At 34.4% G+C, this 15,856-nt stretch carries 16 protein-coding genes and 1 other RNA gene; 2 read left to right on the top strand and 15 right to left on the bottom strand.

The window, feature by feature from the left end; genetic code table 11:
* Positions 1-315: hypothetical protein (locus Q8L85_01720; GenBank protein MDP1723405.1), on the bottom strand; the 315-nt coding region annotated here is incomplete at its 3' end.
* A gap of 317 nt (positions 316-632) precedes the next feature.
* Positions 633-1,661, bottom strand: a complete 1,029-nt coding sequence (recA, locus tag Q8L85_01715; GenBank protein ID MDP1723404.1) for a recombinase RecA — start codon at positions 1,659-1,661, stop codon at positions 633-635.
* 781 nt (positions 1,662-2,442) lie between these two features.
* Here recA and Q8L85_01710 point away from each other — a divergent pair.
* A complete protein-coding gene (locus Q8L85_01710; protein ID MDP1723403.1) occupies positions 2,443-2,652 on the top strand; it encodes a cold-shock protein in 210 nt (69 codons plus the stop codon).
* 90 nt (positions 2,653-2,742) lie between these two features.
* On the opposite strand, the gene Q8L85_01705 is transcribed toward Q8L85_01710, so the two are convergent.
* The 13 genes from Q8L85_01705 to Q8L85_01645 form a co-directional block, all read right to left on the bottom strand.
* A complete protein-coding gene (locus Q8L85_01705; GenBank protein ID MDP1723402.1) occupies positions 2,743-3,879 on the bottom strand; it encodes a hypothetical protein in 1,137 nt (378 codons plus the stop codon).
* 219 nt (positions 3,880-4,098) lie between these two features.
* Complete coding sequence (locus tag Q8L85_01700; GenBank protein ID MDP1723401.1) at positions 4,099-5,205, bottom strand: hypothetical protein; 1,107 nt, start codon at positions 5,203-5,205, stop codon at positions 4,099-4,101.
* Between the two features lie 140 nt (positions 5,206-5,345).
* Positions 5,346-7,670 carry a hypothetical protein gene (locus Q8L85_01695; GenBank protein ID MDP1723400.1) on the bottom strand — a complete coding sequence of 775 codons (2,325 nt, stop codon included), beginning with the start codon at positions 7,668-7,670 and terminating at the stop codon, positions 5,346-5,348.
* Between the two features lie 166 nt (positions 7,671-7,836).
* A complete protein-coding gene (gene recR, locus Q8L85_01690; GenBank protein MDP1723399.1) occupies positions 7,837-8,430 on the bottom strand; it encodes a recombination mediator RecR in 594 nt (197 codons plus the stop codon).
* Positions 8,431-8,447: 17 nt separating this feature from the next.
* Entirely contained in the window at positions 8,448-8,762 is a 315-nt protein-coding gene (locus tag Q8L85_01685) for a YbaB/EbfC family nucleoid-associated protein (protein ID MDP1723398.1), read from the bottom strand.
* The gene (gene dnaX / locus Q8L85_01680; protein MDP1723397.1) at positions 8,763-10,361 is read right to left on the bottom strand and encodes a DNA polymerase III subunit gamma/tau; all 1,599 of its coding nucleotides are present in this window, start codon (positions 10,359-10,361) and stop codon (positions 8,763-8,765) included.
* Positions 10,362-10,421: 60 nt separating this feature from the next.
* Positions 10,422-10,518, bottom strand: an RNA gene (gene ffs / locus Q8L85_01675) — signal recognition particle sRNA small type.
* Between the two features lie 188 nt (positions 10,519-10,706).
* On the bottom strand, positions 10,707-12,368 hold the full coding sequence (locus Q8L85_01670; GenBank protein MDP1723396.1) for a hypothetical protein: 1,662 nt from the start codon (positions 12,366-12,368) through the stop codon (positions 10,707-10,709).
* Between the two features lie 11 nt (positions 12,369-12,379).
* Positions 12,380-13,126: a flagellar type III secretion system pore protein FliP gene (fliP, locus tag Q8L85_01665; GenBank protein ID MDP1723395.1), complete on the bottom strand. Its 747-nt coding sequence runs from the start codon at positions 13,124-13,126 to the stop codon at positions 12,380-12,382.
* Positions 13,113-13,349, bottom strand: coding sequence for a flagellar biosynthetic protein FliO (locus Q8L85_01660; GenBank protein MDP1723394.1), 237 nt, complete (start codon positions 13,347-13,349; stop codon positions 13,113-13,115). Before Q8L85_01660 ends, fliP begins: the two co-directional genes overlap by 14 nt.
* A gap of 227 nt (positions 13,350-13,576) precedes the next feature.
* The gene (locus tag Q8L85_01655; protein ID MDP1723393.1) at positions 13,577-13,843 is read right to left on the bottom strand and encodes a hypothetical protein; all 267 of its coding nucleotides are present in this window, start codon (positions 13,841-13,843) and stop codon (positions 13,577-13,579) included.
* Positions 13,840-14,148, bottom strand: coding sequence for an EscU/YscU/HrcU family type III secretion system export apparatus switch protein (locus Q8L85_01650; GenBank protein ID MDP1723392.1), 309 nt, complete (start codon positions 14,146-14,148; stop codon positions 13,840-13,842). The genes Q8L85_01655 and Q8L85_01650 overlap by 4 nt, the downstream gene beginning before the upstream one ends.
* A gap of 173 nt (positions 14,149-14,321) precedes the next feature.
* Complete coding sequence (locus tag Q8L85_01645; protein ID MDP1723391.1) at positions 14,322-14,855, bottom strand: MarR family transcriptional regulator; 534 nt, start codon at positions 14,853-14,855, stop codon at positions 14,322-14,324.
* A gap of 241 nt (positions 14,856-15,096) precedes the next feature.
* On the opposite strand from Q8L85_01645, the gene grpE reads away from it, so the two are divergent.
* Positions 15,097-15,642 carry a nucleotide exchange factor GrpE gene (gene grpE, locus Q8L85_01640; protein MDP1723390.1) on the top strand — a complete coding sequence of 182 codons (546 nt, stop codon included), beginning with the start codon at positions 15,097-15,099 and terminating at the stop codon, positions 15,640-15,642.
* Positions 15,643-15,856: the final 214 nt, after the last annotated feature.

Genomic DNA, 15,856 nt, shown 5'->3' with positions numbered 1-15,856 from the left:
GATTATTATTTGTTTGGCAATGCTTAGATTATGGCATGATGGTGTTGCTCTTTGTAAACGCTTTAGATACCCCTCACCCGTCGCTGCGCGCCGACCTCTCCCACAAGGGGAGAGGGAAACCGAAGCAATTTCATTTTTTGTCCCGTAGATTGAGTCTCTTCCTATATAAGGGATGTTTAACACCTTAATTAACCAAAAACGAAGCCAAATTTCACAAAAAAAACACACTCTATCTAATGCAATATGTTGAAAAGCATACAAAAAATCGTCTATCACGAAAATAGTCGAGCGTTTAAACAAGGCTGTTTGTGGCAATCCTCATTTTTTTATCACAACATTCAAAAGTATAGATTACCGCGTACGTCCTCATGCAAAAACACTTGGGCATTCTTCTAATGACGAACCACCCCACATCGTCATCGCGAACCCCCGCTAAGGAGATTGCCGTGGGACCCTTTTAAATTTGGGCCCCTCGCAATAACGAATGGTAGTTGTCATTCCTTTTAAGTCCGCCTCTTTTAGGTGGTGGAAAACGCGCAACAACGAAATTTTGTATATTTTCAATGCGCTGTTTGATTCCTTTATGAAATGTCAACATCCCCTAATAATATTTCTTCGTTACGAAAATTTTATTAATCATCGCCAGCAGCAGAAGCAGCACCCAACATCGTGCTTGCAACACTTACGGCATTCGCGCGAATTGTTGTTTCAATTTCAGCGGCAATCTGAGGATTATCTCTTAAAAAGATTTTAGCATTTTCACGACCCTGACCAACACGTTGATCTTTATACGAGAACCAAGCACCCGCCTTATCTACAACACCTGCTTTAACGCCAAGATCAATCAATTCGCCTGTTTTTGAAATACCTTCGCCAAACATAATGTCAAATTCAACAACACGGAAAGGTGGCGCTACTTTATTTTTAACAACTTTTACGCGTGTTTGATTGCCAATTGCTTGTTCTTTATCTTTAATAGTACCAATACGACGAATATCAATACGAACAGAGGCATAAAACTTAAGCGCATTACCACCTGTTGTGGTTTCAGGACTACCAAACATGACGCCAATTTTATGTCGAATTTGGTTAATGAAAATAACAAGACAACCTGTACGTGAAATAGAACCCGTAAACTTACGTAAAGCTTGACTCATTAAACGCGCCTGTAAACCAACATGGGTATCACCCATTTCGCCTTCAAGTTCAGCACGAGGGACAAGAGCTGCCACACTATCAATAACAACCACGGCAATTGATCCTGAACGTACAAGCGTATCAGCAATTTCCAAGGCTTGCTCACCAGCATCAGGCTGAGAAATCAATAATTCATCTGTATTCACACCCAATTTACGCGCGTAATGAGGGTCCAATGCATGTTCAGCATCAATAAACGCACAAATGCCGCCTGTTTTTTGGGCTTCAGCTATAACCTGCAATGCAAGTGTTGTTTTACCAGAACTTTCAGGTCCGTATATTTCTACAATACGACCACGTGGTAAGCCACCAATACCTAGAGCAAGATCAAGACTTAGCGATCCAGTTGAAATCGCATCAACATCAACAGCACTTTCTTGCTGCCCTAACCGCATAATCGACCCTTTACCAAAGGCTTTTTCAATTTGGCTTAATGCAGAATCTAGTGCTTTTTGTTTGTCCATAATGACCTCGCTTTTACAACTTTATGTCTACGTTTTCCATATTTTTTTAAACATGACAACAACTTCGACATCATACAAAAGATACTAACAAAATCCAAGGACAAAGAAAAGAACAAAAAGAGAACAAAATGCATGTTTTTTAATTTGGGAAAAATATTTTTTAAAATTAAAAGAAAGCATCATCCTTTCCTCTAAGGGCAATGTGTATAATCGAAAACTTACAGACATTTACCTAAGCTATAGCAACTAATTTATACTCTAAAAATAATGCGAATAATCTTTATATCGATAAGACTGCATTTTAAAATACACTTAATGCTATACTCGAATTGTTTCAACATGCAGATCAAAATATAAATGTTGCGCAATGAAAACCTATTTATCATATCTAAGCATTGTGACATCCCGAAATCCAACGATCTCCATAGTTTGAAATAAGAACGGCATAGGTCTAACAATGCTCATTTTATAAGGCATCGTTGTAAAAATGACAGCATCCACTCTAAAAATACCACTATTTTTAACAAAATAAACTTTTTTTTCATGTTTTTCTATTTTGTTGGATAATTCTCTTGCAGTTTGGATAGTAATTGAGGTAGCATTATTTTAGAGTGTGTAAGGCTTGAGTGTAACGTTACGATGTTCACCTAAATCTCATATTCTCCCTATTGGCACCATAGTATTACGATTTTTCGTTTGGAAGCACGTGTTTTAAGACCATGTTTTCTACCTCTTTGGCGTCGGTAGCTTTCTTCACCTAAGTTAAGCCAAAGGAGTTTTTATGGCTGTCGGTACTGTTAAATGGTTTAATCCACAAAAGGGTTATGGTTTTATTTCTCCCGAAGATGGATCACAAGACGTCTTTGTTCACATTTCTAAAGTCGAACATGCTGGTCTTAAAACACTATTAGAAGGGCAACGTATTCAATATGAATTGGCCCAAGATCGCAAAGGTAAAACAGCTGCTGTTAATTTAGTAGTTGTAAAGTAATCTATTGCTTTCAGACTGTTAAGCCTAGCCCTACGGGGCTAGGTTTTTTTATATTCAATCTTCAGACAGGTTTTGTAACTTCGCCTACAATCAATCCTCTTGATCATCCAATCCTATAACTAACGTTTCAGGCATTTTACGAACATGAATGAAATCGTTTTCAACAAAATCGTTTTCTGAAATCTTTAGCTTTCTCAACCAATGCATTCTAGAAAGCTCGGTTTCACCAGCATCTGAAAACTGATTACGTGATAGATCTAATTTTTTAAGATCGTGCATTAGGCACAATGAATTAATCCCAATATCCGTAATTTTATTACCAGTAACGTTCAAACTTTCTAAATTGTTCATTCCAGCAATGATTGCAGCACCTTGGTTTTGAAGATAATTCGCTGTAAGATTTAATCGTTTAAGCTTGTTCATATTTGCTATAATTTTAAGCTCTTCTTTCGTTACCTGTGTACCTGTTAAATCTAATTCTTGAAGTGAGTTGTTTTTTGATAATGCTTCAATAGCAGTTTGTTTTAATTGCTCTATTTCTTCATTAAGCACTTTTTTTCGCATTTCTTCTATATTTGATAAAGGTGTTACGTTTTGATTTAGTGCCAATAAATCGTCCTCGAGTGATTGAACGTAATTATTCACTTTTCTTATTTCTTCAAAAGAAAGAGAAGTGTGATGCATATCATTAAACCCAAGATTCAACTTTTTTAAATTAGGCAACAAAGCTAATTCCTTAACACCTTCTTTGGTTGCATGATTTTGCCAAAGATCGATTTCTTCTAATGTTTCAATTTTTGCAATGGCCATAATAAGATCATTTTGAGCACAATATTCTCTTAAAGATAAGGCTCGTAAATGGGGTAATAATTTAGGTAAAAAATCAATATGATTGGATGTTAAGTGCATTCTGGCAATATCTAACATCGTTGTGAAAAATATAATTTCTCGACAATTTGATTTGTCAAAAGGTGAAATCCAATCCTCTGAATTTGATTGATATTCAACAAACAAACGTTCAAAGTGATCCCAATTTTCAGGCGTTATAAGAAGGACATTCTTATTGAGTTTCTTAGCTTCAATTTCTTGTATTTCTAAAAATAAATCCGTTTTCAAGGGTAAAAATTGTTCATTACGCACAATTTCTGGCAGCTGAATTTTAAACGCTTCACTTATTGATACGATACTTAAGAAGACAAAAGGCATAATGATTATTTTTTTAAACATCGTCCATTCTCCTAGTTACATACAGTCAATAGACTTGAGAAGCAGACAAGAAACACCGAGCGAAGTGCATCCCTGCATGAGTAAAACGTGACGGCGTATCATTCCAATGTCTATCGACTATATAAGATTTAATCAACGCATTATATAAGCATAACATAGTGTGAAAAATAAAAAAGGGAGGTACAAAAACCTCCCTTAAAATAGCTCAAATAAGATGGCTTATTTTTCAGCTGTCTTCATGCTATTAATCATTTCATCAATTTTAGGTGATTTAAGGCCTTGTTTTTTTGCTTCTTCCAACATTTCGATATAGATATCAACAATGGGTTGGTTTTGCATTTCTTGTTGTGTTTTTGCAAATTCAGGTCCCATTTGTGCGAGTTTCATGGCCACATCCATTTGTTTTTTAGTAAGTGGATCATTTTGAATTTTTAAAAGTTCGCCTAATTCTTGTTCGTTAAAATGCTTTATATACAAAGCTTCTGTGATTTCTTTCATTTTATCCATGAAACTTTTTGAAAATTCATTAACAATTTGATCACGATTTTTTTCAAAAATCTCATTAAATTTTGCTTGATCAGCACCAAAAAAAGCTTCAAATTTATTAGGGATGGCTGCTTTCATCATCCCAAAAATAGGTTTTAGTTGCTCTGAAAGTTGCAATCCCAATAATTGGTCGATAAGTTTCTGTTTTGGTGAATTATCACTGGAGACTGAAGTCGTTTTTGTTGTAGTGTTAAATCCTTTAACAGCTTCCTCAACATTAATATCATTTTCTTTTAAAATAGCATCAGCCTTATCAAGAAGATCTTTATTTAACCCTTTTTGACGTGCTTCAGCTAAACTTAAACGCATTGTTTTAACAAGTCCAACACCCATAAACATTTGCATGAATTTCTGGGTAATTTGACCACTCGCGCCCATAAGTTCAGGCGAGATTTTTTTCATTTTTTCATTCACAGGTGCTTTATTTAGCGCGAGTATCCCTTTCAACTCTTCTTCGGAATAATTGGCTAGATAAACTGGCTTCAAGACTTTCTGCATCATTGCCAATTGATTTTTTTGCATTGCTTGTGCAAGCCTTGGTGAATGCTTTTCATAAATTTTATTGAATTTTTCTTGTTCTTCTGCAAACTGATCTTGAAACGGATTAGGCATTGATTTAAGCAATCCTTCAAATGCTTCTGGTGTCAATGCACCATGCGATTCCATAATAAATTCATCTACAAGCTTTTCTTTTTCACTCGCGGCATACAGTGATAAAGGAAAAAGCAATATTGCAAGAGTACATAATTTTTTGAGATTTTTCGATATAAAGACTGACATTTCACTGCTCCTTAATTTTTGTATATGATAGCATGAAGGTGAGTTCTTTCAAAATGTGGATATAATAACGCACAAATTGCATATTACATGCTGAATTGGTTGTAAGATGTCTTCCGTATGTCGAAATACTTAACCTACCATTAAAAACGTTTTATGCCTTTTTCTTTTAAAAATTCACGCAAAAAAGGTAAAGAATTTAAATCAATCCATTCTATATCTTGTTTTAATCGTTCTAAATCAATTTGATCCCAAATGTTGCTTAAAAAAGAAGTCGCTTCTTCTTTAAATCCAATTTTATGAAAATGTTCTGAAAGTTTAAATAAAATTGAATAGTCTAATCCGTTTATTTTTCTGTTTTTACATAATTCTTCAGATTTTTTAATGATTAAGTTTTTATATGTTTCTTTGTCTTCTATCATTTTTACAATTTTCAAAAACAGTCCTAGTTCATTCACAAGATGATATTTTCTACTAAAACATATTTTCTGTAGATTATTTAACATAGTTTCCACATTCATTTTTGAATGATCAAATTCAAAATGAGTATAAAGGTCAATAAGTTTATCTAAATAGGTGGGATATTTACAGAAAAAATCTGAGTTTTTAAAGATAGCATGTATAAGGGGACAAAGATAATTTTCAACATCATATTTAAAGGCGTCATTTGTATTTAGATCGAGATCATCTTTATAAAAATCTTTTAAATAACCCCATAATAATACAATGACAGAGCTCATAAAATTAGGATCAACATCATCGATAGACGCTAATCCTACAAAAATTTCTAAAAATTCTATCCGTTCTACGCCGGTCATTTTAGAAAAATCAAAAGAAATATACTTGGATGTACGGCGCGCGTAAGGGTGACTAAATTCAACACAAGATGGAAATTCTTTGTTTAAATTAAAACTAAAATCAAGGTTTTGTCCATCAAAAGAATATTCAGTAAAGCTTTGTACATTATAAATATATTTGCAAGACCATTCATCTTTGGGCTGATACTCTACCTCTATATTATGAATCAATTTTTTGTATTTTTTGAGAAGTTCATGACTTGCATTGATGATTTTCGTTTTTTCATGGATGGACGCATATGGATAATAGGTGTAAAGAAAATATATTTTGCGTTTGATAAAATCATTATTAATATCAATCAGATGCGTTGAAAGCACTTCGTTTAAAAGTTTTTGTAATTTTTCAATATCATTAATTTTTGTTCGGCACAATATATTGTAAAGTGAAAACATTTTAATTGTTGGCAAAGTGCTTATGCGTATATGTTCCAAAAAATCATCTAATTCGTTTGGAAGACCATATTTTTTTATAATTTCAGTAAGTGTATTTATACATACAAGTTTTGTTTCTTCTAGATATGTCTCATTATTTAAAAGAAGTTGGGATATAGAGTACGTTTTATTTTTTATTTGAGTAATGCTATTCAGAGGGATATTAAAATTCATTAAGATATCTATGCTCAATATTCGTCGTACAACATCAGATGAATCATTAAAAACTTTTAAAGCGTTGTTAAAAACAATGGATTGTTTTTCAGATGAAAAATTTGGTAATGCTGAAAGAAAATAATTGAGTGTTTTTTGAAAAGTTGAAAAAGAGGAATCTTCGTCTAAAAGAGCTTCATTATAAAGGGTGAATTTAAGTTCTTCAAATTCTTCACCATATATTTGAAATTCATTATTTTTATAACTTAAGTATTCAATAAATAAATCTTTTTGACCTATAAAATAATCGCGCATTGGTTCTGTAAGCGTTTGATTACAAAGTAAAAATATGTTTTTTAATTGATCAAATGTAACCGAATCTTGGGGCATGATTTTCGTATCTTCAACTAAATTTTGTTCAATTTTAGAAAATAGTTGCGTTTTTAACATGACATTTGCGGAATAAAGCAATCTATTAAGCAAATTAAGACATTTTTCATATAATTCATTATGTTTTAAATAAATTTTTCGTATGTTTTCAAAAAATTCAAGACCTTCTTCGAGAGAAATAAATTCATATGAACTACCGTAAGTCATCTTATCAATAATTTTTTTAAGAAGTTCAATTTCAGTATTCGGATCATATAAAAATTTAAAATACAAAAATTTATTAAAAAAATACGAATAACTTTCATGATCTTGATTTATTGTATTAAATAATTTCTTAAGTTTTTCTTGTGAAAAATCATTAAACAATTCAATTGGAATTGGATAATTTTTTGAAATTGTTACGTTGAAAAAAGGATGTTTTTCATTTTTTTTATCTAAAAGAAAACAAAGAAAATTTTCAATTTCTATTTCTTTTTGTATTTCACTATCTGTTTGATCAATTACTTTAATGTGGTTTAAAAATTTTTGCTTTAAAGACTCTATTTTTTCATCATCGTTAGCGCATAGTTGTAATGGAAAACATAAGGCGATGATCATGCATATTTTTTTGAGCTTATTAACGATGAAAGATGACATTTCCAGCCTTTATATTTTGTTAATCTTAAGATTTGCTGACATTTTACAAAGAAAACTAGATTTTGCAATATAATGTTTTGAAAAACAAATAAAAGGTTGTCATTGCGACTTGTCCACCACCTGAGAGGCGGACTTAAAAGAAATGACAAGTACCATAAAAAGCATCTCAAGCCGCTTTTTGACGCGTCCTGATAGCAGCCGCCAATGTGCCCTCGTCGAGATAATCAAGCTCACTGCCCATGGGAATACCAAAAGCAAGTCTCGAAATAGGCTTGCTCTCTTTCAGGCATTCGGCGATGTAATGAGACGTCGTTTGTCCCTCCATCGTCGCATTCGTTGCTAATAATATCTCTTGAATCTCGATGCCTTGAACACGCTTTAAAAGGGCAGGGATCGATAAATCACTGGGGCCGATACCGTCAAGCGCTGATAAGGCGCCACCTAATACATGATACAACCCTAAATAAGCGCCACTGCGTTCGATTGCCCAAAGATCTGTGACATCTTCGACCACGCATAAAACATGACGATCGCGATTAGGATTCACGCATATTTGACAAGGGTCGCATCCGTCTAAATTGCCGCAAATATTACAATGTTTGATGCTTTCAATGGCTTTTTGAAGGGTTTTTGCCAAGGGAACAAGATGGGATTCGCGTTTTTTAATTAAATGCAAGACCAAACGACGCGCAGATCTTGGGCCAAGACCTGGCAAACGTGCAAACAAATCAATAAGTTGACCAATATTTTGGCCGTGCATTTATAATGGAACCTTGATTAAATGTTAAAAGGTAGGTTTAAACCACCTGTAACTTTTTGCATTTCATCTTGACTCTTTTGATCCACTTTAATTTTTGCATCATTCATGGCTGCGACGATTAAATCTTCCAGCACTTCTTTTTCATCTTCTTTAAGCAAAGATGGATCAATAGTAACAGATTTTGCTTCACCTTTACCATTGAGAGTGCATTTAACAAGCCCACCGCCAGCACTGCCTTCTGATTCAATGTCTTGCATTTTTGCTTGCATTTCAGCCATTTTTTCTTGTAGTTTTTGGGCTTGCTGCATCATTTTATTCATATCTTTAAACATTTATATATCCTTCTGTTCGTCGATCGTTTCTATCTTACTAATGGTGGCATCTTTAAAAATTTCAAGGGTTTTAGCGATTATTGGGATCGCTTTAATGTCGTTGAGTTCTTTTTCTTTACGACGTTGATCTAATTCATAAATAGTCTTACCAGATTGTCCTGCAACAATATCAATCTGCCATTGCGTCCCTGTTTTTTCAGCTAAAAAATTTTGCAATTTAATCGTTAAATCTTTTGGCGCTGTGTCTTTCAGCGATATTTTCAAAAACCCAAATGAACTTTCAATGGGTATGATTTGATCGCTTAATTGCATTGCTAAAATCATTTCGCGTTGTTCGTGACACAAAGTCACAATTTCTTGAAAAGTCTCAGGTTGTGCCGTTTGTGGGCTATTTTGTTTTAGCTTATTGTCTACAGGCTGCACTGAATCAGTACTCGATCCGTCAGGTATTGATTGCATCATTTGCACTAATTCATTAGGCGTCGGCAGATCTGCGACATAGGTCAAACGAATGAGAATAAGCTCTAAAGATTGATATGCATCAAAAGCATAAGCAAGCTCTTCAATGCCTTTTTGTGTCATCTGCCATGCGCGTATTAAAATCGGCATATCAATATTAGGCAATAACTCAAGACCATTCACACGGTCAAATTCTAAAACATTAGGACTTTGTAAATAAGTTGGATCAATAAGCGCTCTACTTAAAATGTACAAAATCGCTTGCAAATCATGCAAAATATGAAGCGGATCGGCGCCTTCTTGATAAGCTTTTTGTGACAACAGAAGCGCTTCTTGAGGATTGCCTTCAAAAATTGCTGCAAGTAATTTATACAAAAGGGATCGATCTAAAAGCCCAAGCATTTGTTTGACTTGATCAAAGCTAATAGCATCTTGCGCATAAACGATGGCCTGATCCAAAAGTGATAATCCATCGCGCACAGAACCTTGCGCCGCTTGTGCTAACAATAAGGCAGTTTTATCGTCCAATTGGATATTTTCTTGAAAAGCAATTTTTTGCAAATAAGCAGATAAAGTGATTGCATCAACCATACGCAAATCAAAGCGCATGCAACGCGATAGGATGGTGATAGGTACGCGTCTTATTTCGGTTGTTGCAAAAATAAATTTAGCATGAGGTGGCGGCTCTTCCAATGTTTTCAACAAGGCATTAAATGCACTTTTGGACAACATATGGACTTCATCGATAATGTAGATTTTATAACGTGATGAAACGGGTTTATATTTTACCCCTTCAATAATATCACGAATATCATCAACGCCTGTTCTACTTGCCGCATCCATTTCAAGGACATCAATGTGATTGCCGTTTAATAATTTTTGGCAGGCATCACATACATTGCAAGGATTAAGCGTTGGTTCACCTTTACCATCAGCACCTACACAATTTAAAGCACGTGCTAAAAGCCGCGCCGTCGTTGTTTTACCTACACCTCTGGTGCCTGACATCATGATAGCATGCGGAATACGATTGGCGGTGAACGCATTGGTTAAAATACGAACAAGAACATCTTGACCAATAAGTTCAGATAGGATTTTGGGGCGATATTGTCGGGCTAAAACACGATAGGCTATTGACACTTTGCGTACACACCCATTCTATGGATAAATTTATCGCCAAATTTTGTGCGGATATTTCTATGAAATGAGTTGGCAACGACCCGCTTTGATTTCGTTGCGGCTGCTTCCTTCCGGATCTGACCGGGTTCACGAGCAAAACGCCCATTACCAACCCATCAGAATATGCCTTATAATGAAGTTGAATGCAAGAAAAATAGAACATAAAGATTTTGTTCAGCAACCTGCGTCATGATTATTAAGTCATAAATACTCAAATTATGAGGCAAAGCCTAGAAAGGGCGAGAACCATCATGGAATTATTGGAAGGCACAGACCTGACGACGAATTTGTCCATAATCTGAGCATTTATTGCGTTTTCTTACCCATATACGGTCTTTTTTGCAATATCTCGGGATGTTCTTTACTTTTTGCAAAGACATTAGGTTCTTTTTCTTCTGTAAAAGGATGTAGTTTTGTAAGGCCTGAAAAAATATCACTGGCTAAATAAACAGCATCCGTTGTACCAAATTTTGCAGGTTCCTTGTGATATGCAAAATGCGTTGCATATAAATCTTGGTCACGTGCAGAAGCTTTTGCTGGATCAAGTTCTAATTGATATTTTAAGCTATTTAAGGCAAAACCTTTATCCCCTTGAATGATCAAGGTAACATCATCATAAATGCCTTTGGTTTTCCAGCTTTCTAGAATGTCATCAAGCGTTTTATATACACATTGCATTTGTTCTGCCATAAAAATCGCTTTTTGAGGAAGTATTTCATTTGATTTTACAATGTCTTGATCTTTTCTCGTCAAATACCAGCCTTCACTATAAGGGCGTATGGAACAATCTTTTTTAAGCATAAAAGGCTCTTGTGGCAAATTTAAATGCGCGAAATAAACGTGAGAATCGCCTTTTTCAAGAAGATCTTTGCTTAATTCTTTAAGGAGATTTAAGGATTGATAATTAAGAGGTTTCTTATTATAGGCAAAAGAAAATTTTGAATGAAACAAATGGTCAAATTCAACATTAAGGAATTTTCCTATATTTTTAATAAGAAAGGATGATCTTAAAAATTCATCAATAAGCAAATCTTGACGCTCCGAAGTCGTTTGCAAATAATGCATCATATTAATCGGATATTCCTCATTATATGTTAAACAACGTCCTATTTTTCCACGATTTGGATTACAAAAATTTATTTCTTTATGCTGATATACATTGAAGACATATCCTTTATCATTGAGATAGCCAAAATAATTATTTTGCTTCAATGATAAAAATTTACGTTGTCCTTCAAAAAAAGAACGTTTTTTCGAATCTTGCGTAAAATTTAAAAGATTCGAAACAGCATCATCCGAGGATGCATATTGCGATAAACCATGAGAAAAAAGCACTAAATCATGTTTTTGATGAAAATTAATGATTTGATCTTTAGCTTCTTTAACCTGAGGTATTGTGTCTGGCATTGTATCCAACGCACCATGATTGTTCATGATAATCGTTACAATAGGTGGCAAATGGCCTGTTTTGGGTCTATCGTTGATAGGGCTTAGATTATCTTTAAAAAGCTCTAATGGTTTGTAATTTGGTATAAAAATAACAAAGACAAAAATTGCACCAAAGATAACAAGCAATGCTTTGTAATGTGTATTTTTTAATTTTACAAAGACATAAAATGCGACTAAAAAAATGACTATGCAAACAAGAGCATAGATCCAATAAAAACGATTGGAATCAAAAAAGTCGCTTTTAGCACCTAATAGATCATATAATTCATCAAATTTTATTTGATAATCAATAAAAAAAACAAGGCTTAACGCGATCAATAGCCCCTTAAATATACCGCTTATAAAAATTAAAAGAGCGCAAATAAGATAAGTGATTGATAGTTTTAATCCTAAACTTAGTAGAAATCCATCTGCCCAAAAAGAAACACCATTGGATTTTAAATATATTAAAAATGGTGCTGATAAAAACAAAATTGGTAAAAGCGCAATGCCTAAACTGCTAAAAATCCTGTGCTGCATTTTGTTTCCTTTTATCCATAGGATTTAATGAGACTACCCGCAATGAGATACCACCCATCTATTAGTACAAAGAAAATTATCTTAAAAGGCAATGAAATTGTGATAGGAGGTAACATCATCATCCCCATAGACATGAGAATGGATGACACCACCATGTCTATAATTAAAAAGGGGATAAAAATAAGAAACCCTATCTCAAAGGCCCGGCGTAACTCGCTAATCATAAAAGCTGGAATCACTATTTTAAGGGATAAATCCTCAATACTTGTTGTTTTTTCTGTGTTTGAAAGTGATAAAAATAATCCTAAATCTTCTTCACGTGTATTTTTAGCCATAAATTTTTTAAAGGGTTGCGCCGCAAGCTCGATAGCGTGCATTTCATTGATTTGTTCTTGCATCATGGGCTTGATGCCTTGTTCGTAAGCATCTTCAAAAACGGGTCCCATAATAAAAGCTGTTAAAAATAAAGCGAGTGAAATAAGAACAGGATTGGGAGGTGTTTGCTGTACACCAAGCGCACTGCGCAATAAAGACAACACAACAACAATACGTGTGAAAGAGGTCACCATAACAAGCAAAGCAGGCGCTAGGCTTAATACAGCGAGCAATGCCATCAATTGAATGATGCGGCCCGTTAAGGTGCCCTCTTTACCTAAATCAATATTTATAGCTTGCGCAAAACAAAATGATCCATAAAAAAAGAACGGGAGTATTAAAAAAAAGATGAAATATTTTTTTGGAATTTTACGAAACATTATGTGTGTCATTATTTTTATGATGTTCATCTTTTTTAGATAAAAGCGTCATAGCATTATCACTTATGCCAATTAAAAGATTCTGACCTTCCCACTCAAGATTAATAATTTTTGTTTTGGGATCAATAGGTTGAATTTCTAATAGCTTAATTTTCTTTTGGCCTCGACGCAAGGATAATTGCGGATGGTTTAAACGTTTTAACCCCCACCCAAGTATAAAAATCAATACAATAATCCCCATGAGGATTAAAAAGGGATATATATAACTTTGCCAATCAATCATTTTTCTATAACTGCTCACCTTATGGTCAAATTTGTCGTCAGCTCTGCGCTTCCAGTACTCATGTACCTAAGTACATTCCGTGCCGGTTCTCGATCTTTCTAAACTTTGCCACATAATCTGAACAGTTAATAGCCAGTGTTTTGATGCAGTTTTCACCTATTCCAAAAATCCTATCGTATATAAGACATATTCATCACAAATTGGTTCATCTGATCATTTAATTTTTCTTCTAAGATGTGGAGATATTTTAAACAATTTTCAAAGTGAATTTTATCTTCAGGACCTAACACATTAGGATTTTTAACAAGATCATCCATTAAACTTTTTGTTTTTGTTGAAAGCATTACTAAATCAATTTGAGCATCACCGAAGGATTGAGCAGATTTTTCTAATTCGCTTTCAAGTTGTTTTAATGCAGAAGATAAATCTTTGTTCATTGTTTAAATTTACCCTGAATTTTATAAAGATACACAATAATTTGAGCAACAGTTGCAAAAGCTTCATAAGGAATTTGTGTTTCAAGCTCTACTTTGGATAAAATTTGAACCAGTTCTGGATTTTCTTGACAATGAATATCGTGCGTACGCGCAAGTGCAATTATTTTTTCAGCTATAAATCCATCACCTTTTGCAACAACAATGGGCGCTTGATCTTTACCCATTTCATATTTAAGAGCGATTGCTTTTTTAAGCGGCGCTGATGTTGTTTTTATTTTTTCACGCATCTTTTGAACGAATAACAAAAAACCCGCCTAAGCGGGCTTTTAAAAAAGATATACTCAAATATCAAGGTTTGTATAAACTGCCGAGGATATGTGGCAAAGTCTAGAAGCTCTCGAACCGGCACGGAATGTACTTAAGTACTGGAAGCGCAGGCTTGACGACGAATTTGTCCATAGGCTGGGCAGTTAAAGTATTAGCGGCGTTTTAGAATATGCAAAGAATGACCTGGATTCAATCCATATTCAACAATGCGATCACGGTCAGTTTCATTGACCATGCCTAAAAGTGTTTTGCAATAGCCATCAACTGCTTCAGGAGAATGTTGATAGGCTTTTTCAATGCGGCGACGTTGCGTTTCCCACAATTGTTGCTCGAGCTTTAACCCTTTTTCAGTTAATTCTAGCAATCTTTGACGATGGTCATGGGAGCTTGTTTTTTGAACAATAAAGCCAGTTTCAATAAGTTTTTTCAAAACACGCGCTAAACTTTGTTTTGTGATCTTTAAGATCGACAACAATTGTCCAACATTAAGATGTGGATAGCGACCAACAAAGTAAATGACCCGGTGATGGGCACGTCCAAAGCGGTGTTTTTCAAGAACTGCATCTGAGTCTGAAAGGAAATCACGATAAGCAAAGAATAAGAGTTCGATGCCGCGGCGAAGTTCTTCTTCATCAGTCATTGGGCGGTTATTTGAAATATCTTTTGTCATTTGTGTAATTTTCATTCTCTTTCTCTTATTGCCTAAAGACCGTCTTTCAGGTTTTGGTATTTTGAAATTGAACGGTCAACAAGAGTTCCTTGGAAAGTTCCTCTGTTGCTTATCTTATTAAAAATGTAAACTATTTTAAATAAATTGCAACTAAGGTTTTTGTTTTTATGCAATTTTTATAATTTTATCAAGCGCCCTCTTGGAATTTCATCTCCATTGCTTATATCTTAACGTATGATTAAGTAAGGAGTTTAACGTGGATCAAGAAAATAAAATTGTAGAACCTCAAGAGAATCAAGAGTTGAATCAAGATACAATAATGCAACATTCTGATGATCGCGAAACACAACTTAAAGAAGAAATTGGTCTGCTCAAAGAACAATTATTAAGATCATTTGCAGAAGCTGAGAATATTCGTAAGCGCGCTGATCGCGAAAAAGCTGATTTAGGTAAATATGTTATTTCAAATTTTGCACGCGATTTATTAGGTGTCGCGGACAATTTAAGTCGTGCATTAGGGGCGATTGACGCTGAAAAATACAAGCAAGATCCTCTTGTTACAGCCCTTATTGAAGGCATCCAACTGACTGATATTACGTTTCATCAAATTCTAGAGCGTAATGGTATTCAAAAAATGAGTCCAATAGGCCAAAAATTTGATTCAAATTTTCATCAAGCAATGGCTGAAGTGCCTCATGAAAACATTACTGAAGGTCACGTTGTAGAAGTCTATCAATCTGGATATATGATTCAAGATCGTTTGTTGCGTCCAGCGATGGTTTCCATCAGCAAAACTTCGTAACTACCCACCTAATGGTCAAATTTGTCGTCAAGCCTGCACTTCCGTTACTCATGTACTTAAGTACACTCCGTTACGGTTCTCGGCTTTTCTAAACTTTGCCTCATAATTTGGGCAGTTGTTTCTATGGGGTTGAGTAGTTGAGAGATTGCCTAATCACGTAATTTTTTCTTCACCCTTTTTTATTGTATGATATCATGTATAAAAAAGGGTGGAT

The sequence above is a fragment of the Alphaproteobacteria bacterium genome, assembly GCA_030680745.1.
Classification (GTDB): domain Bacteria; phylum Pseudomonadota; class Alphaproteobacteria; order JAUXUR01; family JAUXUR01; genus JAUXUR01.
The sequence above is the reverse complement of the archived record's forward strand: the minus strand, read 5'-3'. Positions and strand labels throughout refer to the sequence as shown.